The sequence below is a fragment of the Glutamicibacter soli genome, assembly GCF_052322135.1.
GTDB classification, from domain to species: domain Bacteria; phylum Actinomycetota; class Actinomycetes; order Actinomycetales; family Micrococcaceae; genus Glutamicibacter; species Glutamicibacter soli.
Genome location: NZ_CM125969.1, coordinates 2,563,367 through 2,586,040 on the forward strand (window position 1 = coordinate 2,563,367; position 22,674 = coordinate 2,586,040).

At 62.9% G+C, this 22,674-nt stretch carries 21 protein-coding genes; 6 read left to right on the forward strand and 15 right to left on the reverse strand.

From position 1 onward, the window contains the following. The first annotated feature begins 50 nt into the window (after nt 1–50). On the forward strand, nt 51–1,292 hold the full coding sequence (locus tag ACTX90_RS12085) for a THUMP-like domain-containing protein (RefSeq protein WP_443442157.1): 1,242 nt from the start codon (nt 51–53) through the stop codon (nt 1,290–1,292). Nucleotides 1,293–1,459: 167 nt separating this feature from the next. Continuing rightward, nucleotides 1,460–2,608 carry a glutamate--cysteine ligase gene (locus ACTX90_RS12090; RefSeq protein ID WP_443442158.1) on the forward strand — a complete coding sequence of 383 codons (1,149 nt, stop codon included), beginning with the start codon at nt 1,460–1,462 and terminating at the stop codon, nt 2,606–2,608. Between the two features lie 191 nt (nt 2,609–2,799). Here ACTX90_RS12090 and tsaD read toward each other — a convergent pair whose 3' ends face one another. The 7 genes from tsaD to coaA form a co-directional block, all read right to left on the reverse strand. Beyond that, nucleotides 2,800–3,873 (reverse strand): tRNA (adenosine(37)-N6)-threonylcarbamoyltransferase complex transferase subunit TsaD, encoded by a 1,074-nt coding sequence (tsaD, locus tag ACTX90_RS12095; RefSeq protein ID WP_443442159.1) that lies wholly within the window; start codon nt 3,871–3,873, stop codon nt 2,800–2,802. After that, nucleotides 3,870–4,361, reverse strand: a complete 492-nt coding sequence (gene rimI / locus ACTX90_RS12100; protein WP_443442160.1) for a ribosomal protein S18-alanine N-acetyltransferase — start codon at nt 4,359–4,361, stop codon at nt 3,870–3,872. Before rimI ends, tsaD begins: the two co-directional genes overlap by 4 nt. After that, the gene (gene tsaB / locus ACTX90_RS12105; protein ID WP_443442161.1) at nt 4,358–5,050 is read right to left on the reverse strand and encodes a tRNA (adenosine(37)-N6)-threonylcarbamoyltransferase complex dimerization subunit type 1 TsaB; all 693 of its coding nucleotides are present in this window, start codon (nt 5,048–5,050) and stop codon (nt 4,358–4,360) included. Before tsaB ends, rimI begins: the two co-directional genes overlap by 4 nt. Further along, complete coding sequence (gene tsaE, locus ACTX90_RS12110) at nt 5,043–5,618, reverse strand: tRNA (adenosine(37)-N6)-threonylcarbamoyltransferase complex ATPase subunit type 1 TsaE (RefSeq protein WP_053798516.1); 576 nt, start codon at nt 5,616–5,618, stop codon at nt 5,043–5,045. Before tsaE ends, tsaB begins: the two co-directional genes overlap by 8 nt. Continuing rightward, entirely contained in the window at nt 5,611–6,768 is a 1,158-nt protein-coding gene (gene alr, locus ACTX90_RS12115; RefSeq protein WP_443444017.1) for an alanine racemase, read from the reverse strand. The genes tsaE and alr overlap by 8 nt, the downstream gene beginning before the upstream one ends. A 199-nt stretch (nt 6,769–6,967) precedes the next feature. Next, nucleotides 6,968–7,366, reverse strand: a complete 399-nt coding sequence (gene mscL / locus ACTX90_RS12120) for a large conductance mechanosensitive channel protein MscL (protein ID WP_047119643.1) — start codon at nt 7,364–7,366, stop codon at nt 6,968–6,970. Between the two features lie 95 nt (nt 7,367–7,461). Beyond that, the gene (gene coaA / locus ACTX90_RS12125; protein ID WP_443444018.1) at nt 7,462–8,337 is read right to left on the reverse strand and encodes a type I pantothenate kinase; all 876 of its coding nucleotides are present in this window, start codon (nt 8,335–8,337) and stop codon (nt 7,462–7,464) included. 253 nt (nt 8,338–8,590) lie between these two features. Here coaA and glmS point away from each other — a divergent pair, with 253 nt between their 5' ends. The 3 genes from glmS (at nt 8,591) to ACTX90_RS12140 (ending at nt 12,506) form a co-directional block, all read left to right on the forward strand. Next, a complete protein-coding gene (glmS, locus tag ACTX90_RS12130; RefSeq protein WP_047119644.1) occupies nt 8,591–10,462 on the forward strand; it encodes a glutamine--fructose-6-phosphate transaminase (isomerizing) in 1,872 nt (623 codons plus the stop codon). Between the two features lie 97 nt (nt 10,463–10,559). Further along, the gene (locus tag ACTX90_RS12135; protein ID WP_047119645.1) at nt 10,560–10,913 is read left to right on the forward strand and encodes a holo-ACP synthase; all 354 of its coding nucleotides are present in this window, start codon (nt 10,560–10,562) and stop codon (nt 10,911–10,913) included. Nucleotides 10,914–11,057: 144 nt separating this feature from the next. Further along, the gene (locus ACTX90_RS12140) at nt 11,058–12,506 is read left to right on the forward strand and encodes an NAD(P)H-hydrate dehydratase (RefSeq protein WP_443442162.1); all 1,449 of its coding nucleotides are present in this window, start codon (nt 11,058–11,060) and stop codon (nt 12,504–12,506) included. A 15-nt stretch (nt 12,507–12,521) separates the two neighbouring features. On the opposite strand, the gene ACTX90_RS12145 is transcribed toward ACTX90_RS12140, so the two are convergent. After that, on the reverse strand, nt 12,522–13,697 hold the full coding sequence (locus ACTX90_RS12145) for a glycosyltransferase (RefSeq protein WP_443442163.1): 1,176 nt from the start codon (nt 13,695–13,697) through the stop codon (nt 12,522–12,524). A gap of 94 nt (nt 13,698–13,791) precedes the next feature. On the opposite strand from ACTX90_RS12145, the gene ACTX90_RS12150 reads away from it, so the two are divergent. Next, nucleotides 13,792–14,655, forward strand: a complete 864-nt coding sequence (locus ACTX90_RS12150) for a glycosyltransferase family 2 protein (protein WP_443442164.1) — start codon at nt 13,792–13,794, stop codon at nt 14,653–14,655. 5 nt (nt 14,656–14,660) lie between these two features. On the opposite strand, the gene ACTX90_RS12155 is transcribed toward ACTX90_RS12150, so the two are convergent. The 7 genes from ACTX90_RS12155 to truA all read right to left on the reverse strand — a co-directional run bounded on the left by ACTX90_RS12155 (nt 14,661) and on the right by truA (nt 22,567). After that, nucleotides 14,661–15,734: a glycosyltransferase gene (locus ACTX90_RS12155; protein WP_443442165.1), complete on the reverse strand. Its 1,074-nt coding sequence runs from the start codon at nt 15,732–15,734 to the stop codon at nt 14,661–14,663. Further along, nucleotides 15,731–16,762, reverse strand: coding sequence for a glycosyltransferase (locus tag ACTX90_RS12160; RefSeq protein ID WP_443442166.1), 1,032 nt, complete (start codon nt 16,760–16,762; stop codon nt 15,731–15,733). Before ACTX90_RS12160 ends, ACTX90_RS12155 begins: the two co-directional genes overlap by 4 nt. Before the next feature lie 480 nt (nt 16,763–17,242). Beyond that, nucleotides 17,243–18,658 carry a UDP-glucose dehydrogenase family protein gene (locus ACTX90_RS12165; protein WP_424573099.1) on the reverse strand — a complete coding sequence of 472 codons (1,416 nt, stop codon included), beginning with the start codon at nt 18,656–18,658 and terminating at the stop codon, nt 17,243–17,245. 142 nt (nt 18,659–18,800) lie between these two features. Beyond that, entirely contained in the window at nt 18,801–20,150 is a 1,350-nt protein-coding gene (gene glmM / locus ACTX90_RS12170; RefSeq protein ID WP_053798524.1) for a phosphoglucosamine mutase, read from the reverse strand. Between the two features lie 173 nt (nt 20,151–20,323). Continuing rightward, the gene (gene rpsI, locus ACTX90_RS12175; RefSeq protein ID WP_047119652.1) at nt 20,324–20,824 is read right to left on the reverse strand and encodes a 30S ribosomal protein S9; all 501 of its coding nucleotides are present in this window, start codon (nt 20,822–20,824) and stop codon (nt 20,324–20,326) included. A 38-nt stretch (nt 20,825–20,862) separates the two neighbouring features. Then, nucleotides 20,863–21,306: a 50S ribosomal protein L13 gene (gene rplM / locus ACTX90_RS12180; protein WP_047119653.1), complete on the reverse strand. Its 444-nt coding sequence runs from the start codon at nt 21,304–21,306 to the stop codon at nt 20,863–20,865. Nucleotides 21,307–21,604: 298 nt separating this feature from the next. Beyond that, complete coding sequence (gene truA, locus ACTX90_RS12185; protein ID WP_443442167.1) at nt 21,605–22,567, reverse strand: tRNA pseudouridine(38-40) synthase TruA; 963 nt, start codon at nt 22,565–22,567, stop codon at nt 21,605–21,607. Nucleotides 22,568–22,674 lie beyond the last annotated feature (107 nt).

The following is a 22,674-nucleotide window of genomic DNA, read 5'->3' on the forward strand; positions in this document are numbered from 1 at the left end:
GGCCCAAGCCCGCAACCATGAAGACAACAAATCCCAGATACTCTTGAAGCATGGCGCAGGCTTCAAATGACTCAACACTGAACGAACAATTTGCCGCACTCCTGTCCGCTGACGGCTGGAGTCTTCTCTCGACTATCGACCCGTCCATGGTGGCCACCAAAGACGCTGCCTGGACGCTGAATGAGAAGCTGCGCAAGGACGGGCATGACGCCCAGGTAATCCGCGCGGTAATTGCCCAGGCGGAACTTCGCTACCGGGCGCGAGTGAAATTCGGTCCCTTCGCTGATTCCTTGGTCTTCACTCCGGCTGGACTGGAACAGGCTACACGGCTGACTATCGCTGGACTTCACGCGCGCCGCTTCACTTCGGCAGGCTGCACCCACGTAGCCGACCTCGGTTGCGGAATCGGCACCGATGCAATTGCCTTGGCAAGCGCGGGCCTGCAAGTCACCGCGGTGGAAAAAGATGAAACGACCGCGGCTGCCACCACGCTTAACCTGATGCCATTCGAGAACGCCAAGGTTGTCCACGGCAGCGCCGAGGAAACCGACCTCACCGGAATCGACGGCGTCTGGCTGGACCCGGCCCGCCGCACCGATCAGGCAGGGAACACTCGTCGACTCTTCGACCCCGAAGCTTTCTCCCCTCCCCTGTCCTTTGTCGAGAAGCTCGTCGACGAAGGCAAGGACGTCGGGGTCAAGCTCGGCCCGGGCCTGCCTCATGACGCCATTCCGGATACCGCCGAAGCAGTTTGGATCTCCGACCACGGCTCCGTCATCGAAGCGTGCCTTTGGTTCGGCCGGCTCAGACGCGAAGGCATTGCCCGAGCCGCACTGGTGATCGACAAAGACGGCGCGCACGAACTGACCAGTCCGGTAACAGCGCAGGCTGACGTTCCAGCACCAGTGGGTGAGCTCCAGGAGCACGTCTATGAACCCGATGGCGCCGTGATTCGCTCGCACCTGATTTCCACGTTGCTGGAGTCCACCGGCGGGCACCTGCTAGACGAGCACATCGCCTACTTCACCCATGCGCAGCAGATCTCCACTCCATTCGCGCGCGGATACAAAATCGTGGCAGTCCACGACTACAACGTGAAGAAGCTGCGCAGCTGGGTCAAGACCAATGGCATCGGCACCCTGGATATCAAAAAACGCGGGGTGGACGTGACTCCTGAAGAGCTGCGACGGATTCTGCTTGCCGGATCGCCCAAGAGCGCCAAGAACAAAGCGACGCTGATGCTGGCACGTATTGGCGACAAGCGCGTAGCGTTCGAGGTTCAGCCCCACTGAGCACGTGTTTGTTACGCGTAACCTGCAGACATTGGTGCAATGGACTGACAAACCCCACGCACCAAATACAATGGTTACGGTTATCCTCCAATGGCTGTGGGGTACACCGGTTTATATACATGCCGGTTCAGGCCCCGTCTGGATCGACCTTGCAATGAAGGAGTCCCGTGCAGAAGATCAAATTTGCAGACTCAGCCCAGTCCACCATCGGTGTCGAATGGGAAATTGCACTCGTTGACCATGAAACTGCCGATCTATGCTCTGTCGCCGAGAGGGTCCTGTGCAAGCTCAAGGATGATGCCGGGATCTCCCACGAGGAAGAGCACCCGACCATCAAGCCCGAGCTTCTGATGAACACCGTGGAGGTCGTCACCGGCGTTCACCACACCGTTGCCGAAGCCGCGGCGGAACTGCGAGAGAACGTCCGTACCCTCAGCGAAGTCACGACCCCGATGGGTGTGGATCTGTACTGCGCTGGATCCCACCCCTTCGCTGCGCCCACTTCGCAGCCGGTAACCGATAAGGATCGTTACGCAAACCTGATCGACCGCACCCAGTGGTGGGGACGCCAGATGGTGATCTACGGGGTGCACGTCCATGTAGGTTTGAACGACCGCGAAAAGGCTCTTCCTATCACCGATGGCCTGATCAACTACCAGCCGCACTTCCAAGCGCTCAGCGCGTCGAGCCCATATTGGGGCGGCGAGGATACAGGCTACGCATCGCAGCGAGCGCTGATGTTCCAGCAGCTGCCCACCGCCGGCATCCCGTTCCATTTCAATACCTGGTCCGAGTATGAAGCTTACGTTGCCGACATGCTCTACACGGGCGTCATTGACGACATTTCGGAGATCCGCTGGGACGTTCGTCCGGTGGCACGTCTCGGTACCGTAGAAATGCGCATCTGCGACGGCATGAGCTCGCTGGAAGACATCAGCGCCATCACGGCGTTGACCCAATGCCTGGTGCACGACATGTCGCTGAGTCTCGAAGCAGGCAACAAGATCCCCGTTATGCCTGACTGGTATCGCGTCGAGAACAAATGGCGCGCAGCACGCTACGGTCTAGATGCAATCATCATTCTCAACGCCCAAGGCGATGAAATGCTGGTTACTGACCACCTACGTAGCGAGGTAAAGAGATTGACGCCAATATCCGAACAGCTGGGCTGCGCGGACGAGCTACAAGGCATCATCCGATTAATCGAGCGGGGTGCAGAGTACCAGCTGCAGCGCGAGGTGTTCGCTGCTTCGGGAGGCGATTTCCGCGAAATCGTCAGGAATAACGTTAGCCGAATGGTGACACAAGCCAACTGACCGCTTCAGCTAGGGAGCTGTACTCCCAACTACTGCTGCGCTGATATACGCACAAATAAGTTTCAGCAGGCAAACAATGAGGCAATACTCAAGATATGAAGGTGCCATGCTCGTTCAGAGCATGGCACCTTCAACGGTTCGGATCTGGCTTTCTGAAAAGCCGGACCCTAGCAATCCTGATGTGTTACTGCTTAGCGGGACAGCACGATCTGCGTCACCGGTTGCGATGAATCAGTAGCAAAGTCCAGTCCTGAAGGTTCAACACCGTCAGCAACTAATTGCGCACCAAGACCAGCAACCATTCCACCGTTGTCCGTGCATAGGCTAAATGGCGGTACAACCAACGCTATGCCAGCGGATGCGCACCGGGCCGCCAGCAGTTCACGCAGTCGCGTATTTGCAGCCACTCCCCCGCCCAGCAGCACCGTAGTGAGGTTGTTTTCCATCATGGCACGCACTGCCTTGGCGGTGATCACGTCCACCACAGCTTCTTGGAAAGAAGCGGCGATGTCAGCGACCGGGATCGGCTCCCCTGCGGCTTCAAAGTGCTCCACACAACGTGCTACCGCGGTCTTGAGTCCGGAGAACGAGAAGTTGTTGCGGTGCTTGCCTGGATTCTCGGCGCTGCCGACGAACTTCGGCAGCGAGAGGCCGCGGGGGAATCGGAATGCCTTGCGGTCGCCGTCCTTGGCGGCCTTGTCGATGGCCGGACCACCTGGATAGCCGAGGCCCAGCAGTCGGGCGACCTTGTCATAGGCTTCACCGGCTGCGTCGTCGATAGTCGAGCCCAGCAGGTGCACGTCGTTGGTCAGCGAGGTGACTTTCAGGATCTCGGTATGGCCTCCGGAGACCAGCAGTGCGCCAAAGGTAGGGGGCAACACGGTGCCTTCCAGCACGCCGACACCTACGTGGGCGACCAAGTGGTTGATGCCATACAGCGGCTTGCCCGTGGCCAGCGCCAACGCCTTGGCGGCAGAGACGCCGACCATGAGAGCTCCGGCGAGCCCGGGACCGCTGGTGACTGCAATGGCGTCGATGTCATCCAGCGTCAGCTCCGCGGTGTCCAGCGCCTGTTGCAGGGTAGGTACGAAGGCTTCCAGATGGGCGCGGGCGGCGATCTCCGGGATCACGCCGCCGAAGCGCACGTGCTCGTCCATGGAGCTGGAGACGGCGTTGGCCAGCAGCTGGGTGCCGCGCACAATGCCGACGCCGGTTTCATCGCAGGAGGATTCGATTCCCAGTACTACCGGTTCTTTCGTGCTCATGCGGTGGGTTCCTCGTTTTTCTGCGTACGTTCTTCCTGCAGTGCATCCAGCTGCAGTCTCATGATCAGTGCGTCCACGCCGCCCTTGTAGTAGCGCTCTCGCCGGTGGATGGTGGTGAATCCCAGGGATTCATACAGTGCAATGGCGGTGGGGTTGTCGAAGCGGACTTCCAGCATGACATCCAGCGCCTTGGACTCCCGAGCTGTGTCGATCAACAGGTTCATGAGCTTCCTGCCCAGTCCCTGTCCCTGGTACGCCGGATCAATGCCGATGGTCTGCACATCGCTGATGGGCAGCACGGTGCACAATCCCGCGTAGCCGATGATCCGGCCTTGGTCTTCGTAAACCCAGTAGTTGCGGGTTTCGTGCTGAGCCAGCTCGGATTCGAAGGCGGCGACCGGCCAGGCATCCTCGGGAAACAGCCGGGTTTCCAGCTGGTGCACCGCGGGGATGTCGGCGCTGGTCATGGAGCGCAAGTTCACGCTCATGCCGTGGCTTCCTTGGCCTCGGCCTGCTTCATGAATGCCGGCACCTGGGCATCGGATTCGCGCAGGTACTGCGGCGCGGTGTTGGAAAGGTCCTTCCCGGCTGCCAGTTCCTTGAGCCCATGCTTAGCCAGGTACGCGGACTCGGCGATCCATTCGAAGGACTCGGGCTGCGGGGCGGCGCCGGCTTCTCGCAGGGCGTCATCGTAGATTCCAGCGCCCACGCCGTACACCGGCAGTGCGGGCAGGGTGGCTGCCGCGGCCACGTGCGGGCCATCCGTCAAGGCGCCCTGGCCGTTGTACCTGGCCCAGTACACTTCCTTGCGGCGGGCGTCCGAGGCGACGATGAACTCGTCGGGCACCTCGTCCAGTTCCAGCACCCGTTCGGCGAGCGCATGCAGCGACATGACACCGTGCACCGGGACCTGCCAGACGAAGCCGAAGGTGCGCGCGGCGACCAGCCCTACGCGCAGGCCGGTGAACGGGCCCGGTCCGACGCCCACGATGATGCCTGCCAATTCGGGGCCCTGCTGGTCGTGGCCGGCCATCAGGTCGCGGACGTAGCCGGCCAGGGTTTCGGTCTGGTCGTTGCCCTTGGGCGAGGTGCGGGTGGCGATGACGGCTCCGGTGTCGGCATCGATCAGTGCGACCGAGGCGTGGGCGGAGGTGTCGATGGACAGGTAGTTAGGCATGTAGTTCTCCGGTGTGCACGGCGTTTAGCAGCGTGCTCTTCAGATGTTCGAAAGCTGGTTCGCCCCAGCGCGGGCCGATGGCCTTGAGGGTGAACAGACGTGGTTCGTCCAGGTCCGCTTCTTCTTCCCACGGATTCACGGTCTGCTCTTCAGTTGCGGCGAGCGTTTCGCGGTCCAGCTGCAGTTCCAGTCGGGAGTCGGTCAGGTGCTCGACCTTACCCAGTCCCCACTCGACCACGGTGACCGATTCGGGCAGCGTGGATTCCAGGTCAAGGGTGTCCACGTCATTCTGGTCCTTGAGCCGGTAGGCGTCTACGTGGATCAGCCCGGGGCCTTCGACCAGTGAGGGATGCTGGCGGGCAAGCACGAAGGTCGGGGAGATGATCCCCTCGCGGACTTTCAAGCCCACCCCCAGCGATTGGGTCAGGGTGGTTTTTCCCGCGCCCAGTGCGCCGGTGAGGATGACCAGGTCCCCTGCCTGCAACTGGGTGCCCAGTGCCGTGCCCAGCGCCTCGGTGGCGTCGAGGTTGTTCAACTGTACGGTGAATTCCTTGGTCGTCTCACTCACCGGCTTCGCCCCAGCTGCCCTGGATGTAGTAGCGCGGCACGCGCGGCGAGATGCGGGTGACCACCTCATAGTTGATGGTGTTCGCGGCGTAGGCCCAGGTGTTGACGCTCTGGCCGCCCTCGCCGAAGATCACTGCCTCGACGCCCAGGAAGTCCGCCGGGTCCACGTCCGGGCCCAGGTCGATGACGCACTGGTCCATGGCGATGCGGCCGCGCACCGGGTAGCTCTTGCCGTTGATGGTCACCGGCGCTCCGGTAGCGATGCGCGGCAGGCCATCGGCGTAGCCGAGCGGGATCAGGCCCAGATAGGTTTCCGCGGTGGTGTGGTAGCTCAGCCCGTAGGAGACGCCTTGGTTGAGGGGGACCTTCTTGACGTTGGCCACGCGGGTCACCAGCTTCATGGCAGGGCGTAGGCCGAAAGTGTCAGGAGTTTCATTCTCGAACGGACTCAGGCCGTAGAGGCCCAGGCCGAGTCGCACCAGCTCGTGGTGCGAGTCCGGGCGGGAGAGGATGCCCGGGGTGTTGGCGATGTGGCGCACTTCCAGGTCGAAGCCTGCGGCTTCCACCAGCGCGATGGCTTCGTCGAAGACGGCCAACTGCATGTCGGTTTCTGGGCGCTCTGGTTCATCGGCCACGGCCAGGTGGGAGAAGATGCCGACCACGCGCAGCAGTCCGGCTTCCTGGTATTCGCTGGCACGCTGCAGCAGGCCCGGGAGGTCTGCCATGGTCGAGCCGTTGCGGCCGAGCCCGGTGTCCACCTTCAGGTGGATGCGTGCGGGGGCCTGAAGTCGTTGGGCGGCCGCGGCGATGGCGTCCAGATCCCAGCCTGAGACTCCGAGGTCGATGCCGGCCGCGATGGCGTCGTCGAAGGGTGTGTCGTGGGTGTGGAGCCAAGCGAGCATCGGTGCTTCAATCCCGGCTTTCCGCAGTGCTAAAGCTTCGGTGACGTGAGCGCAGCCAACCCAGCCGGCGCCGGCTTCCAGCGCCGCGGTAGCCACCTGCAGTGCGCCATGCCCATAACCGTCCGCCTTGACTACGGCCATGACCGCGGCCGGGGCGACGAGGTCGACTACCTGCTTGACGTTGTTGCGGATTGCGGAGAGGTCAATGACTGCCCGGCGTTCCCACGGGGAGAAAGCAGGAGTCGCCAGTCCGGCAGAATTGTTGCTTTGCTCAAGTGCTTCAGAGTTCACCCTTCCATCTTCCCACTTTTCGGCATTTCATGCCGTCACCTCCCCTGCGCGCTCCGCCACAGCAGCCTGTGGCGTTAAATTCGTGGGGCGGGCCGGTTGACCCGGAGGTCTGGCGGCCCGCCCCTGAAAGCGAGTGATGATGATAAAGCTGGGGTTGTTAGCGCAGAGACTTGATCTCGTCGCGGATCTGTTCCAGCAGGGCCAGCTGCGGATCCGGCTCGGCTTCTTCCTCTTCCTCGGTGATGCCGCGGCGGCGGTTGAGCATCTCGGTGGCCTTGTTCATTGGCATGACCAGCGCGAAGTAGACTGCGGCGGCGATCAGCAGGAAGTTGACCAAGGCGGTAATGAATACACCGAGCTTGATTTCGACACCATTAATGGTGAAGAGCAGGAAGGCGTCGAAGTTCGGGGAGCCGACCAGAGCTGCGATCAACGGCATCAGCACGTTGTCGACCAGCGCGGTCACTACGGCGCCGAATGCGGCACCGATCACCACGGCAACGGCGAGATCGACAACGTTGCCTTTCATAATAAAATCGCGGAAACCCTTAAGCATGGTTCGAGCATACACAGCAATTTCCCAGTACAACAGGATTTCGGACACCCGAATTCGACCTGTTCGACAAAATCACACGTACTGTTTAGGGTTCATTAGATCTTTCGCAACAGCATTCGGCGTACCGAATGGTCGGCCGCCTTGCGCAGCACCAGCTGGGCTCGGCCCCGGGTGGGCAGCACGTTTTCCTTGAGGTTCGGAGCATTGATCCGGGACCAGATGTCATGGGCGGTGGCGCGCGCTTCTTCATCGGTCAGCTTCGCGTACCGGTGGAAGTAGGATGCCGGATCCGAGAAGGCGCCCGAGCGCAGCTTCATGAAGCGGCGGATGTACCATTCCTCGATGTACTGGGTCTTGGCATCCACGTAGACACTGAAGTCGAAGAAGTCGCTCAGCGCCAAACCCACAGTTCCATCGGAACGGGTCCGTGCCGGCTGGAGCACGTTCAGGCCTTCCACAATCAACACCTGCGGCGAGCGCACGTACTGGCGCTGGCCGGGAATGATGTCATAGGTCAGATGCGAGTACACCGGTGCGCTGACTTCCGGGACCCCGGATTTCACCGCGGAGACGAAACGCAGCAGTGCGCGGCGGTCGTAGGATTCCGGGAAGCCCTTGCGCTGCATGATGCCGCGGCGCTCAAGCTCCGCATTGGAATACAGGAAACCGTCGGTGGTGATCAACTGGACGTCAGGGGTCTCGGGCCAGCGGCGCAGCATCTCGCGCAGCACGCGCGCGGTGGTCGACTTTCCTACCGCCACGGAACCGGCCACTCCGATCACGAACGGGGTCTGGCGGGTTTGTTCCCCCAAGAAGGTCGTGGTGGCCCGATGGGTTGCACCAGCCCCTTCTACATATAAGGAAAGCAGGCGACTGAGTGGAAGGTATACGTCACGCACTTCCTGCAGGTCCAGGGTGTCGCCCAGGCCGCGCAGGCGCTCGATGTCGTCCTGGTTCAGCGGCTGTTCCATCTGGTTGGAAAGCCGCGCCCAAGTTTCGCGTTCGAGGTCTACGAAAGGCGTAACTGTTGATTCGAGTGTGTCGTGTGGTTCCACGAGGACAAATTCTGCCAACAAGTAGTGCCACAACCCAAATAACTCCGATTTAACACTCAGTCTTGCTTGGCCAAAACAACGCGCGCAGGTGACCTATCGCACAGTGTTTTTTGAGTGCTCTGCCACGATTAGTTCCATCGTTTGGCCGTGAGCCGGTAGTCTTTTTTCCATGTGCGGAATTGTAGGATATGCAGGAACCTCAAGCGCGAACGCCGACCACGGCGCCCTTGACGTTCTGATTGAAGGCTTGCGCCGATTGGAATACCGAGGTTACGACTCGGCCGGTGTGGCAGTCGTGGCTGACGGCGCTATTCATTCCAGGAAGAAAGCCGGCAAGCTGGTCAACCTGGAGAACGAAATTGCCCAGGCACCACTACCGGAGTCTGTGACCGGCATCGGCCACACCCGTTGGGCCACCCACGGCGGTCCAAGCGACGGAAACGCCCACCCACACCTCGCCGACGGCGGCAAGCTGGCAATGATCCACAACGGCATCATTGAGAACTTCGCCGGCATCAAGGCCGAGCTCCTCGCCGACGGCGTCGAGTTCCTTTCCGAGACCGATACCGAAGTTGCAGCAGCCCTGCTGGGCAAGATGTACTCCAACGGTGCCGACGGCGATTTGACCAAGGCCATGCAGCTTGCAGTACAGCGCCTCGAAGGCGCCTTCACCCTGCTGGCAGTCCACCAGGACCACCCGGGTGTTGTCGTGGCGGCACGCCGCAACTCCCCGCTGGTGCTGGGCCTGGGCGACGGCGAGAACTTCCTGGGATCCGACGTTTCCGGCTTCATCGACTTCACCCGTCGTGCGGTGGAACTGGGCCAGGACCAGATCGTGACCATCACCCCGGAGAGCCACTCCATCACCGACTTCGACGGCAATCCTGCCGAAGGCAAGGAATTCACCGTCGACTGGGACGCAGCCAGCGCAGAGAAGGGCGGCTTCCCATCCTTCATGGAGAAGGAAATCTTCGACCAGCCTGCCGCCGTGGCAGACACCCTGCTGGGCCGCTCCGACGCCGAGGGCCGCCTGACCCTGGACGAGCTGCGCATCGACGCCGAAGACCTGACCAAGATCAACAAGATCGTGGTGCTTGCCTGCGGTACCAGCGCCTACGCCGGCCAGGTCGCCAAGTACGCCATCGAGTCCTGGTGCCGTATCCCGGTGGAGGTGGAGCTCTCCCACGAGTTCCGCTACCGCGAGCCAATCGTGGACAAGAAGACCCTGATCGTTTCGATCTCCCAGTCGGGCGAAACCATGGACACCCTGATGGCGGTGCGCTACGCCAAGGAGCAGGGCGCCAAGACCATGTCCATCTGCAACACCAACGGATCCACCATCCCGCGTGAATCCGATGCGGTGCTGTACACCCACGCAGGTCCCGAGATCGCGGTGGCTTCCACCAAGGCGTTCCTGGCTCAGATCACCGCCACCTACCTGCTGGGCCTGTACCTGGCGCAGCTGCGCGGCAACCTGTTCTCCGGCCAGATCAAGGACATCCTGGCAGACCTGGGCAAGATCCCGGCCAAGATCCAGGACATCCTGGACCGCAGCGGCGAGATCAAGGAACTAGCCCGCTCCATGGCCGATGCGTCCTCCGTGCTGTTCTTGGGCCGCCACGTCGGCTACCCGGTCGCCATGGAAGGCGCGCTGAAGCTCAAGGAGATCGCGTACATCCACGCCGAGGGCTTCGCCGCCGGCGAGCTGAAGCACGGCCCGATCGCCCTGATCGACGACGGCCAGCCGGTCTTCGTGGTGGTTCCGTCCCCACGCGGCCGCGACTCGCTGCACTCCAAGGTTGTTTCCAACATCCAGGAAGTCCGCGCCCGAGGCGCCAAGACCCTGGTCATCGCGGAAGACGGCGACGACGCGGTCAAGGACTTCTCCGAGTTCGTGTTCTATGTTCCGGAGACCCCGACCCTGCTGATGCCGCTGCTGGCCACCGTGCCGCTGCAGATCTTCGCCTGCGAGCTGGCTACCGCCAAGGGCTTCGACGTCGACCAGCCACGCAACCTGGCCAAGTCGGTGACCGTGGAGTAATCCACCGGTTTCCATGCCATTAACTGCGGGTGTCCTCATGATGGGAGGGCGCCCGCAGTTTTATTGCCTCGCCGACGGACTGGATAAACTGGAAGGCATGATTGCTGGAATTGGCGTAGACATTGTCGACGTGCCGCGCTTCGGGCGGCAGCTGGAAAAGACACCACGACTGCACGACCGGCTGTTCACCGAGGTTGAGCGAGGGCTCCCGCTGCGCTCCCTGGCCGCACGCTTCGCAGCCAAAGAAGCCGTCGCCAAGGCCCTCGGGGCTCCAGCGGGAATGAACTGGCAGGACTGCAGCATCCTTAAGGACGAAGCCGGCGATCCGCAGATCCACGTCACCGGCACCGTGGCGGAAGCCAGCAGGCAACGGGGCATCACCTCATGGCATCTGACCATGTCCCACGACGGAGACATGGCCATTGCCATGGTTGTCGCCGAACGCGCATAACCCGCTTTACGACACGAAGGCGAATAAAACCAGCGTTGCAGGTAAAGGATGAGTATTGTTTGACTTATGATCCCCGTCTACAGTCTTGCCCAGGTTCGTTCGGTAGAAGCGCAGGAGATTTCACGTCGGTCTGACACCGCCTTGATGAAACAGGCAGCGAGCGCGCTGGCGGCCGAAGCCGTAGACATGCTCGGCGAGCAGCCGGTCGCTCCTGGCACCCTGGTGGTCGGCCTGATTGGCCCGGGCAACAACGGCGGAGACGGACTCTATGCCCTGTCCCAGCTGGAAGACCAAGGTTATGCAACTGCCGCGCTGCAGTGCGCCTCGTCGGTGCATTCCGAAGCATTGTCCGTCTACGAATCGGCTGGCGGACGGTTCCAGCCGCTTTCCAAGGGCACCGAGACTCTCAGCAAGGCAACCCTGATCATCGACGCGCTGTACGGACTTGGCTACCGTTCCGGGGCGGAACTGCCTCTGATTCCACGGAATTCACGTGTGCTGGCCTGCGATCTGCCTTCCGGCCTGGACCCTGAAACCGGCGTCGCGGATGACAAGGTGCTGCTGGCCGAACGGACCGTCACTTTCGGTGCGATGAAGTCGGGCCTGCTGACCGGCGACGGGCCGCTGGCCACAGGGGACATTACCGTGGTTCCGCTGGATTTCGATTTCACCGGCCAAGCGCCCCAGACGAACCTCGTCGACAAGCAAGCGGCCTTGGAGCTGCTTGACGCCCACCGCTCTTGGCGTGATGCCGGGCGCCACAAGTACCAGCGGGGCGTGCTCGGCCTGATCGCAGGCTCGTCGCTGTATCCGGGAGCCGCGCAGCTGACCGCCCGGGCAGCGGTGAATTGCGGCATCGGTCTGCTGCGCACCCATGTGCCCGAAGACGTCGCGGCCCTGCTGGCCGTGGCAGTTCCCGAAACCGTTCCGCTGGACGATGACCAGATCCGCGAAGCGCTCTCCTCGGCCCGCCGGTACGTGCACGGGCGCGGTGCCAAGATCTCGGCTTGGGCCATCGGTCCCGGCCTGGACAGCCGCACTCCCCCGACCGGCGCGATCGCCGAGGTCTTCGCCAGCCGCCAGCCAGCCGTCATCGACGCTTCGGGTCTGGAGCTCGTGCCCGCTGGCCCCAGCGAACAGCCACGTGTGCTGACTCCGCACGCCAAGGAACTGCGGATGCTGCTGCGCCGGGCCGGCGTGACCGTCACCATCGAGGAGATCGCGGCGGCTCCAATCCGCTGGACTCGCTGGGCGGCGCTGGCCTACAACGCAGTTGTCCTGCTCAAGGGGCCGACCAACTACATTGTGGCTCCGGACGGCAGCAGCTTGGTGGTCAGCCATACCGCCCCGCAGCTCGCCACAGCTGGCAGCGGCGACGTGCTGACCGGCATCCTGGGCTACTTGCTCTCGGACAGCTCGCTGACCGGCGTGAACGGCGTGCAGACCGTCTCCAACCGCCGCATGATGGAACTGGCCGCGTGCGCTGCCGTCATCCACGGAGAGGCCGGCCGGGCCGCGGCTGCCTGTGGAACCGTCAACGCGTCGCGCCTCATCGAGCTGCTGCCCGGAGTCATGAAGCGTTTCGGGTTCTAGCTTCCCGATGTCCTGCTACCGTCCGGACGCGGTTTGCCCTTGGCGTGCCTCCGGTTCCGTAGGCTGACCGACCCCGCGGGAACCCATCAGGGATCGGTAGAGCCGCAGGTGGGCTTCGGCCAGGGCCTCGCGTTGCTCACGGCGTCCTTGTGCGTCCATCCCCGGGACGTACGGCAGGGAAAGCTGGCGTTGGAGCGCGTGGCGCAATGAGTCCGCGTCTGCTTGCTCGCCGTCCCAGCGGTAGCTGGCCACGGAGGCGTCCTGATCCGAGTAGTAGCCGCAGTCCGGGGCGACGACTGCCGTGCCCGCGTCCAGTGCGGCTTCAAGCCATCCGGAGTGCGTGCCGTAGCGGTACGGCAGGACATTCACGTCGAGACTGCCGAAATAGTCGAACAATTCAGTTTCGCTAAAGTACTCGTGCGCCACGAGATCCCAGCGCCCAGCGTCATGACCTGCCGCGAGGAACTCGGCGAGCGCTGGGAGGTATTCCTTGTTCTGCGGGTCCACCACTTGCCGGTGGATGTTGACCTGCAGCTTGCAGCCGGGCAGGTCCTCCACGATCTGTGCTAACGGCTCGATCACCTGCTCCGACAAGTTGGGACGCATCTCCTTTAGGTGCACCCCGATCCTGCGGCCCCGCTGGCTATCGCCGCGTGACTGCGCCCGCTGCTCCCGAAGCCGGTCCATGGTCGAGAAGTCGATCACGTGCGGATGCGGCAAGACGTAGCAGCTGCGCCCCCAGCGTTGCGAGATCTCGTCCGCCGCGCCTTGGGTCAAGGTGATCAGTGCATCGGCCGCCGGGATCAGCACCTCCAGCAGCGCCTCATGCGCGTTGGGATCCGGCTGGTGGGGGTTGATCAGGTCATGCACGGTGTACACCAGAGGCTTGCCGGCGGCGCGAAGCTCGGCTACCGTCTGCCGGAGCGTTTGCGGATCCAGGGCATCGAAACCGAAATGCACGTGCATCAGATCGAAGCTGCCGCTGTTCTTCCGGATCCAATCCGGTTCGAGCATGCGCGGCGGCCACCAGGCGGATTGCTGGCTTCGCGGTCCCCCAGCGGGTTCCGGATCCTGCAAGCGCCGCACCAAGCCAGCCCCCTCCGCGTCGGGCAGCTGGAGATGGCGGATGTAGACCTGGCTGTAGGGCACGGAGGCCACGCGGATCGGCGTGGGGATCTTCTGTGAACTCACGGTTTCTCCTGCGGGGATCGTGGTGGGACGGCTACGTTGGAAGGCGGAAGCATCACGTGAGCGCGCTGCCCCGCCAGCATGGAAAGGTTGGAAGATGGCTCTGGATTTCTCGGTTCTGGTAATTGCCCACCAACGGCACGGGCACCTGCAACGCCTGCTTGACGGGGTGAATCGCAGCGCCCTTCAGCCGGCGGAAATCATCGTCGCCTACATGGACGAGCCCGACCCGGAACCCGTTGAATCCGCAGTGCCGGTGACCTCCGTGCACGTGACCTCGTATCCTGGAGAACAGGGACTGCCATTGGCGCGAGCCCGGAACCATGCCGCCAAGCACGCGCACAGCCGATACCTTGTGTTTCTGGACGTGGACTGCATTCCTGCCCCTGGCACCTTCGGAATCCTGCTTAACTGGCTCCGCCGGCAACCAGTGCTCGCCATGGCCGAGCCGCGATACCTCGCCCAGCCCCTGGGCCCCGGGCCTACCCCGGACGCCGAGGAGCTGACCCGGCGTTCCACACCGCACCATTTGCGGGCCGAACTGCCCATGGATACGCCCTGCGAGCGCCATGAAATGTTCTGGTCGCTGGGATTCGGGATCCGCGCCGAGGACTTCATTCGCCTGGACGGTTTCTCGACCGGTTATGCCGGCTACGGTGCGGAGGACACGGATTTCGGCTTCAAAGCCAGTGCTTTGGGCTTGCCGGTGGTATTCACGCCGGGTACCGTATTCCACCAGCATCATGGGGTGGTCAAGCCCCCGCTGAACCATTTCGCCGACATCATCCAGAATGCACGCACTTTCCGAGCTACCTGGCATGGCTGGCCGATGTCCGGTTGGCTCCGGGCTTTCGAAGAGCGCGGCCTGGTCGCTTGGGATCCCCAGGGCGAAGACCTGACGATTCTGCGCCACCCGAGTGCTGAAGAGATCCGCGCCGCGCACAGCATGGATGCCTACTAGCCAGGTCATGACTCGCACAGACTGGAGAACATGCGCCGCAACCCTGCGGTGAACTCGTCCTGGCTGACAAGCAGCGTCCGAGCCAGGGCTGATCCGTCCCTGCCTGCGACCTTGGCCAGTGTCCCCTCCCAGTCCACCGGTTCGTCCCAGGACTCCAGCATGGCGCATCCCCCGGCTTCATGCAGCATGCGGGCAAAAACTGCCTGCTCCGCATGAGGCCGTTCTTCGGGGATCAGCATGGTGGGCCGCTTGCTGGCGGCCGCCGCGGCGACGGCATTGTGGCCCGATGAGGAAATGACCACGTCTGCGGCATCCAGCCATTGCTCCGGATGCTCGACCGTGCCGTGCAGCCGCAGGTTCTCCGGCAATCTGTCAGTCGCCCCGTGGACGGATCCGATGACCTCCCAACTCCAGCTCGGGCTGCGGACCGCGGCCTTCACGAGCCTTGAGGAGTCCACCGAGGCGGCCAGCGAGGTCTGGACGACTACACGCCGTGTGCCCTCGCAGTCTTGGGCGGGAGCTCGGACCGAAGCCCGGGTTGCGACGGGTCGAGCAGCATGCGGCGCAGGAGTACCCAGATAGAAGCTCTTCTGCGCGTAGGAATCACGGTGCAAGGGCTCCTCGAGGTGCTGCGGATAATACGCAAAGAGGGCATCTGCGAGATCGTAGGCCATGCAATGCGGGCGGTCCGTACGGACCCCGGGCATCCTGCGCAGCGCCACGCGATACCCGCTCAGCCGGGCGAAGAGCGCCACTTCGACCGATACGTCCACCATCACCAGATCGGGTCCAAAGGCTTTCCATCCCGCGTTCAGCGCGGCGAAGCGTTCCACGATTGGCTTTCCGGTCGGGGCATAGTGCAAATGGCCGCTGGTTGGGGCAAAGTGCAGCTGGCTTGATCCCTCGTCCGCTTCCAGCGGCACGTACTGCACGTTGTCCGCGAAGAGCTTTCGGGATGCAGTCCCGGTGCTGGCCACTTGCAGCTCCGCGAGCCCGGTGGCGGCCAGTCGCTGGGCATGGCGCAAATGTCCGGATCCCATGTGGTGCGCATAGTAGGAAATTCTTGGTTTGCGGTTCATTGCACCCGTCCCAGGCTCTGGGCCGCGTGGAGGTCGTAGAGGGCTTCCTCGTAGGAACGGATCATCTGGTCCCGGGAGAACTGGGCGGCACGCTGCAGCACGTCGGTGCGGCGCAAGCCCACTGCCTCGCGGATAGCGTTCGCGAGTCCTGCCTCATCCGCCGAGCACGCCACGACCCCACCGGACGCTCCGATCAGCTCGGCCATCGCACCGTTCGGAGTCGCCGCTACCGGGGTGCCGCAGGCCATGGCCTCCAGTGTTGTCAGGCCGAAGGGCTCCTCCCACAGCGGTGACGAGATGAAGACCTGAGCGGAGGCGATGACCTCCCTCAGTTGGTCCTGGCCGAGGTGTCCCATGTAGCGGACCTTGTCATCCAAGGACGGGCGGATGAGCGATTCGTAGTACTCGGGGTCCTGGATGGGTCCGGCAAGGCGCAGCCGCAGGCCATTGGCCCGGGCAGCAGCGATGGCCAGATGGGTACCTTTCTCAGGCGTGATGCGACCAGTCCATGCCGCGGTGCCGGGGACTATGCGGTCCTTCCTGCCCGGCTCCCATCTGCGCAGGTCAATGCCGTTCGGGATTACGGCCAGATCAGGGATCCATGCTCTCCAGGCGCGTGCGTTACTGTGCGACACAGTGGCATAGCGATGGCCGTGGGGCCGCTCGGGGCGGGTGGCCAACACCGCAGTGATGCGCGGCAAGGGAGGAGTATGGAGCAGATGCAACGTGGGGATCCCGTCAAGCTGCTCATGGGGAATGGGGCTCAGGGAATTATTGATCACCACATCAAAGGCTCCAGCACGGACAGCTGAAATCGCCGAGGACATGGCCCCGTCGAGCCGCCGGTGCTGTTCGTCCCGATGGTCCTCGTCCGGATAGCCCCGCACCTGGTAATCCGCCGGAAGCACCGCCTGCACGCGGCCGCGTGAATTGCGTCCGAAGTGCGCACTGCCTGCCTTGGCGAATAGCGTCACCTCGTGGCCCCGAGCGCACAGGTCGGCCACCACATGGGAAGTATGCGCTTCCATCCCGCCCGCGAACGGAGGCCTTATCGGATGGTGCAGGTGGGCAAGCACCGCGATCCGCAATGGATCCATCGAGGGCCGCGTTTCGAAACGTTCGTACATTGAGGCCTTCCAGGGGGCTAGCGACGAGTGATGGTTATCAACCGCACCGTAACCCTTTGGAAGCGAACCGCACCGTGGGTTGAGTGAATTTCACAGCTGGCACCGAGATTCACCCCGTGCCCGCGAAGCCGATCCAGGGTTTTCCCGGAGATCTCGCGAGTCCTCGAATAGTTTTCTGAAGAGCCGTCCTGGCGTTCCCAGGCCTCCTGGACGTAGCTGGGTCTTGGCGTCCATGTCCAGTCCGGCAGTTGCGCCGCCTTTCCACGCTCACCGAAGGGTCGGTCTGCCCCAGCTGCCGGACGTGCCGAGAAATCGGGCAATCTATCTGGCAATCCGGACACGAAAACGGCCGCCCCTATGGGACGGCCGAATTCGGAAAGGCTACGCCGGGTGGGAGACCTGGAGCGGTAGTTGCGCGGTACCGGGCGCCAAGTTCACCACCTGGAAATACTCCCCCGGACCGGTGATGGTCCAGCCCGCTGCGCGCCAGGCCTGGCGGTCCAGCACATTACGTCCATCGATCAGCGCTCGGGTGGACACCACCTCTCCCAGTTCCGTTGGATCCAGATCCCGGAACTCCTGCCATTCGGTGAGCAGCAGCACGATATCGGTGTCCTTGGCGGCTTCCTGCCAGGAGTCCACGTAGTGCAGGCGCGGAAAGCGTCCGGCGGCGTTCTTGTTGCCCTGCGGGTCGTAGACCGAGACGTCGGCGCCGGCGTTGTACAGGCGCACGGCGATGTCCAAGGCCGGTGAATCGCGCACGTCGTCGCTGTCCGGCTTGAAGGTCACGCCCAGCACGCAGATGTGCTTGCCCGCCAGCTCGTTGCCCAGCATGCTGGATGCCAGAGACACCACGCGGTCGCGGCGGCGCAGGTTGATCTGGTCCACTTCGGCGAGGAAGCCCATGGTGTGGCTCAGGCCGAGCTCGGAGACGCGCGCCTGCAGCGCGCGGATATCCTTGGGCAGGCAGCCGCCGCCGAAGCCCACGCCGGCATTCAGGAACCGGCGCCCGATGCGGCTGTCGTGGCCGATGGCATCGGCCAGGGTCTTGATGTCCCCGCCCACGGTTTCGGTCACTTCCGCGAAGGCGTTGATGAAGGAGATCTTGGTGGCGAGGAATGCGTTGGCGGCGACCTTGACCAGTTCGGCGGTTTCGAGGTCCGTCACGATCTCGGGGGTGCCCAGCTCCAGGATCGGGGCATAGACCTCGCGGATCTTGCGCAGTCCGAATCCGTGAGGTTCCGTGTCGCTCAGGCCGTAGACCAGACGGTCGGGAGTCAAGGTGTCCTTGACTGCGAAGCCCTCGCGGAGAAACTCAGGGTTCCATGCCAGGGTGATCTCGCTGCCGGGCAATGCATTGGCCGCGATGCGCTCCGTCAGGCGGCGTGCCGTGCCGACGGGGACCGTGGATTTGCCGACGATCAGCGCCTGACCGGTGATGTGCTCCAGCAGGCTGTCCACCGCCCCGTCAACGTAGCTCATGTCCGCTGACTGGGAATCGGCGCGCTGCGGTGTTCCCACGGTGATGAAGTGGATGTCCGCAGCGGCCGCGGCCTCAGCGTAGGAATCGGTGAAGCGCAGCCGGCCGCTGGCCACATGCTTGCGCAGCAGCTCCGGAAGGCCCGGTTCATGGAAGGGGAGGATCCCGGCGGCCAGGGCCGTGAGCTTGGACGCGTCGACGTCGAGGCCGATGACTTCATATCCAAGTTCAGCCATGCAGGCCGCGTGGGTGGCTCCCAGATAACCGGTACCGATAACGCTGATGCGTAGAGTCACGACTCCCCTTCTTTCGTCCATGGCTCAAAGCCAGGCGGGGCCTGGCATTGAATTCTCTTTTCAGCATGCCACATCCCCGCAGTGTGTGCCCTTGGGGCACACGCTACGGGGATGTGAGAATTTACTGCAGATTTACTTGGGGCTTGGCCAAATCAGCCGAGTATTAACCGAGTGACAGGTGTTCGGAAACTGAAGCTGCCAGTGCCTCAGCTTCGGCCTGCGCCTGCTCATGTGTGGCGGCCTCGACCATTACGCGGACTACCGGCTCGGTACCCGAGGGACGAAGCAGCACACGGCCGGTGGAGCCCAGGCGGGCTTCGGCGGCTTCGATGTCCAGCTGCAGCGGCTCGCAGTCCGGCACTCCGGCCTTGTCCACGCCGCGCACGTTGATGAGCACCTGCGGCAGCACGGTCAGCACCGAGGCGAGTTCCTTCAGGGACTTGCCAGTGGCCTTGATGCGGGCCGCGATGTTCAGGCCGGTCAGCACGCCGTCACCGGTGGTGGCGTACTTGCTGAAGATCACGTGGCCGGACTGCTCGCCGCCCAGCGAGTAGTCGCCTTCCTGCATGCCTTCCAGCACGTAGCGGTCGCCCACGCCGGTCTGCTTCACGGTGATGCCTGCGGCCTCCATGGCTAGCTTCAGGCCGAGGTTGCTCATCACTGTGGCGACCAGGGTGTCGTCCTTCAGCTCGCCGCGTTCCTTGAGCGCAATGGCCATGATGGCCATGATCTGGTCGCCGTCGACAATGGTGCCTTCGTGGTCCACTGCCAGGCAGCGGTCCGCGTCGCCGTCGTGTGCGATGCCCAGGTCTGCGTTGTTTTCCAGCACGGCGGCCTGCAGCTTCTCCAGGTGGGTGGAGCCGTAGCCGTCGTTGATGTTGATGCCGTCCGGCTCTGCGCCGATCACAATAACCTGGGCGCCAGCAGCCTTAAAAACCTCCGGCGAGCAACCGGACGCTGCGCCGTGGGCGCAGTCCAGGACGACCTTCAGGCCGTCCAGGCGGTTAGGCAGGGACTGCAGCAGATGGACGATGTAGCGGTCCTCGGCGTCGGCGAAGCGCGAGACGCGTCCGACTTCGCCGCCGACAGGACGCGGCTTGGGCATCTTCAGGCACGCCTCGATAGCGTCTTCCAGGGAGTCGTCGAGCTTCTTGCCGCCACGGGCCAGGAACTTGATGCCGTTGTCCGGAGCGGCGTTGTGGGATGCGGAGATCATCACGCCGAAGTCTGCGTCCAGATCGCCGACCAGGAAGGCGGCGGCCGGGGTGGGAAGCGTGCCTGCGTCCTTGACGTCGACGCCGGAGGCGGCCAGACCCGCTTCGATTGCGGCAGAGAGGAAGTCGCCGCTGATACGCGGGTCCTTCGCTACCACAGCGACTGGTTTGTGCCCGTCCTCAGGCTGGCTCAAACCCAAAACCACCGAAGCCGCCTGCGCGAGTTCCATCGCCAGCTCGGGGGTTAACAATTCGTTTGCTTTTCCTCGGACCCCATCGGTCCCAAATAACCTTGCCATCGTTATCAATCATAAGCCCTGCGCTTCGATTTACCGGTCTTGCAAGGTGCCCTGGCAGGCACCAATTGCGAAGAATTGGCGCAATGAGGCACTGTTCACCTGTTGCTTAAAGGCCAACGGCCCCACAATCCCCGAAGGGTTGTGGAGCCGTTGGATAAACCTCGAAGTAAGGTTTAGCGCTTCGAGAACTGCGAAGCCTTGCGGGCCTTCTTCAGACCAGCCTTCTTGCGCTCGATGACACGTGCGTCGCGGGTCAGGTAACCGGCCTTCTTCAGGGTTGGGCGGTTAGCGTCGCGGTCGATCTCGTTCAGTGCACGGGCGATGCCCAGGCGCAGTGCGCCAGCCTGACCGGAAATGCCGCCGCCGTGGATGCGGGCGATAACGTCGTATGCGCCTTCCAGACCCAGAACCTTGAAAGGCTCGTTGACATCCTGCTGGTGCAGCTTGTTCGGGAAGAAGTCGTCCAGTTCGCGACCGTTGACGGTCCACTTGCCGGAGCCTGGAATCAGGCGGACGCGGGCGATGGCCTGCTTGCGACGGCCAACTGCTCCACCTGGAACGGTCAGCGGAGCACGCTCGGTCTCGGCCACAACGGTCGAGGCAGCGGTCTCGGTGGTGTAAGACGAAGGGGTCTCGCCTTCGAATTCAGTGGTTTCTTCAGCGTTCTGAGCCACGATAATCTCCTATTAAGTGTTTGTTGTCGGGGCCAGGACTACTGAGCGACCTGGGTGATTTCCAGTGCCTTTGGAGCCTGAGCAGCGTGTGGGTGCTCGGCGCCGCGGTAAACCTTCAGCTTGGACATCTGAACAGCAGACAGCTTGTTCTTAGGGATCATGCCGCGAACGGCCTTCTCAACAGCCAGCACTGGGTTCTTTTCCAGCAGGTCGGCGTAGTTCATGCTCTTCAGGCCGCCCGGGAAGCCCGAGTGGCGGTAAGCGCGCTTGTTCTGCAGCTTCTTGCCGGTCAGAGCAACCTTTTCGGCGTTGATGATGATGACGTGATCGCCCATGTCCATGTGTGGAGCATAGGTTGGCTTATGCTTGCCGCGCAGCAGGGTTGCGGTCTGAACGGCGAGGCGGCCGAGCACTACATCGGTGGCGTCGATGACGTACCACTGACGAGTCTGATCAGCCGGCTTTGGGGTGTACGTACGCACAGTAATTGCCTTACGTTGATTCGTTTCTGGTCAAACAGTCGCTTGGCCGAAGGCGGTGAGATCCCCCGGTGACGAGCACTGTCGTGTTGTTCTTGTGTTTGGACCAGTACGTCAGGTGAGGACTGATATAGACCGGCCGTCCAGAGATGTTCGCGCGCCCAGCAGACCAGCGACTATGCAACTAAGCCGTCACGCTTGGGCGTGTAGTGTCGAACGTGGACATACACAACTCATAAGAGTTTATCTGATTAAAGCCTTTCCGGCCAAAAATGTTCAGTGCGGGTGAGTAAGAACACCCTTAATCGACGCGGTTTTCGGGGCTTTGGCTCACTGCTGCGCCCGGAGTATCCACGTCGTGGTCTTCGCGTTTGGCACGGGTCTGCAGCGCCCGCGCAGCCAACTGGTCGGCGTTCGGGTAGTAGACCTCTTCAAGCACCAGCGCCCGGGGGTGGGCCAGCTTGGTTTTTGAATCGCGGACCATCTCTTCGAGACGGCTTGCCAAGAAGCCCGGTTGCTCCCGCCCATCGCCTACCATCATGGCAGCGCCGATCAGGGCCCTGACCATGTTGTGGCAGAAGGCGTCTGCCTTAAGGTGGGCGAGGATGACTCCGTCCTCGGTACGGGTGAAACTGAATTCCTGCAGCGTGCGGATGGTTGTCGCTTCGGGGCGGGGTTTGCAGTAGGTCAGGAAGTCGTGGCGTCCCAGCACGGTCTGCGCCTCGCGGTTCATCGCTTCGACATCCAACGGTTCGCGATGCCAGGTCGTCAGGTGGCGGGTCAGCGGATCCCAGCGCTCGATACCATCGGCAATCCGGTAGGAATAGCGGCGGGCCAGCGCGGAGAACCGGGCGTCGAAGCCTTCCGGGGCAACTTCGGCCTCATGCACCCACACGGCACCATCCTGGCGACCCAGAATGCCATTGATGCGGCGCACCAGCGCAGGTCCAGGGGCCAAGGGAGAGCGGCGCGGCAGGCCGTCGAATTCTTCCTGGGTCAGGTCCAGGTGGACCACCTGGCGCCGGGCATGCACCCCGGCGTCGGTACGGCCGGCCACCACCACGCGAACACGCCGGCGAATCAGCGTCTCAAGCGCTTCTTCAACAAGCTGCTGCACGCCGGTGACATTGGGCTGGCGAGCCCACCCGTTGTAGGCGGCCCCGTCATATCCGAGGACCATGCGCATCCGGATCCACGCCGGGGTGCGGGTCTCCCCCACGGCCACGGTTCCCAGCGGATCAAAGATTTCAGACTGCGCACTCATGAATACCATTATGCGCAGTGGCTTTTCATCTCACCGAATTCGGTGGCTGGTTTCACAGACCAGACGTGCCTCAGTGGCATCGAATTAGCCATTCTGTAGACTACAGC

Bases quoted from the DNA above. Each gene is read 5' to 3' on its own strand.
- ACTX90_RS12085 (WP_443442157.1), top strand. From the start codon at position 51: ATGGCGCAGGCTTCAAATGACTCAACACTGAACGAACAATTTGCCGCA.
- tsaD (WP_443442159.1), bottom strand. From the start codon at position 3,873: ATGAGCACGAAAGAACCGGTAGTACTGGGAATCGAATCCTCCTGCGAT.
- rimI (WP_443442160.1), bottom strand. From the start codon at position 4,361: ATGAGCGTGAACTTGCGCTCCATGACCAGCGCCGACATCCCCGCGGTG.
- tsaB (WP_443442161.1), bottom strand. From the start codon at position 5,050: ATGCCTAACTACCTGTCCATCGACACCTCCGCCCACGCCTCGGTCGCA.
- mscL (WP_047119643.1), bottom strand. From the start codon at position 7,366: ATGCTTAAGGGTTTCCGCGATTTTATTATGAAAGGCAACGTTGTCGAT.
- coaA (WP_443444018.1), bottom strand. From the start codon at position 8,337: ATGGAACAGCCGCTGAACCAGGACGACATCGAGCGCCTGCGCGGCCTG.
- glmS (WP_047119644.1), top strand. From the start codon at position 8,591: ATGTGCGGAATTGTAGGATATGCAGGAACCTCAAGCGCGAACGCCGAC.
- ACTX90_RS12135 (WP_047119645.1), top strand. From the start codon at position 10,560: ATGATTGCTGGAATTGGCGTAGACATTGTCGACGTGCCGCGCTTCGGG.
- ACTX90_RS12140 (WP_443442162.1), top strand. From the start codon at position 11,058: ATGAAACAGGCAGCGAGCGCGCTGGCGGCCGAAGCCGTAGACATGCTC.
- ACTX90_RS12150 (WP_443442164.1), top strand. From the start codon at position 13,792: ATGGCTCTGGATTTCTCGGTTCTGGTAATTGCCCACCAACGGCACGGG.
- ACTX90_RS12155 (WP_443442165.1), bottom strand. From the start codon at position 15,734: ATGAACCGCAAACCAAGAATTTCCTACTATGCGCACCACATGGGATCC.
- ACTX90_RS12160 (WP_443442166.1), bottom strand. From the start codon at position 16,762: ATGGAAGCGCATACTTCCCATGTGGTGGCCGACCTGTGCGCTCGGGGC.
- ACTX90_RS12165 (WP_424573099.1), bottom strand. From the start codon at position 18,658: ATGGACGAAAGAAGGGGAGTCGTGACTCTACGCATCAGCGTTATCGGT.
- glmM (WP_053798524.1), bottom strand. From the start codon at position 20,150: ATGGCAAGGTTATTTGGGACCGATGGGGTCCGAGGAAAAGCAAACGAA.
- truA (WP_443442167.1), bottom strand. From the start codon at position 22,567: ATGAGTGCGCAGTCTGAAATCTTTGATCCGCTGGGAACCGTGGCCGTG.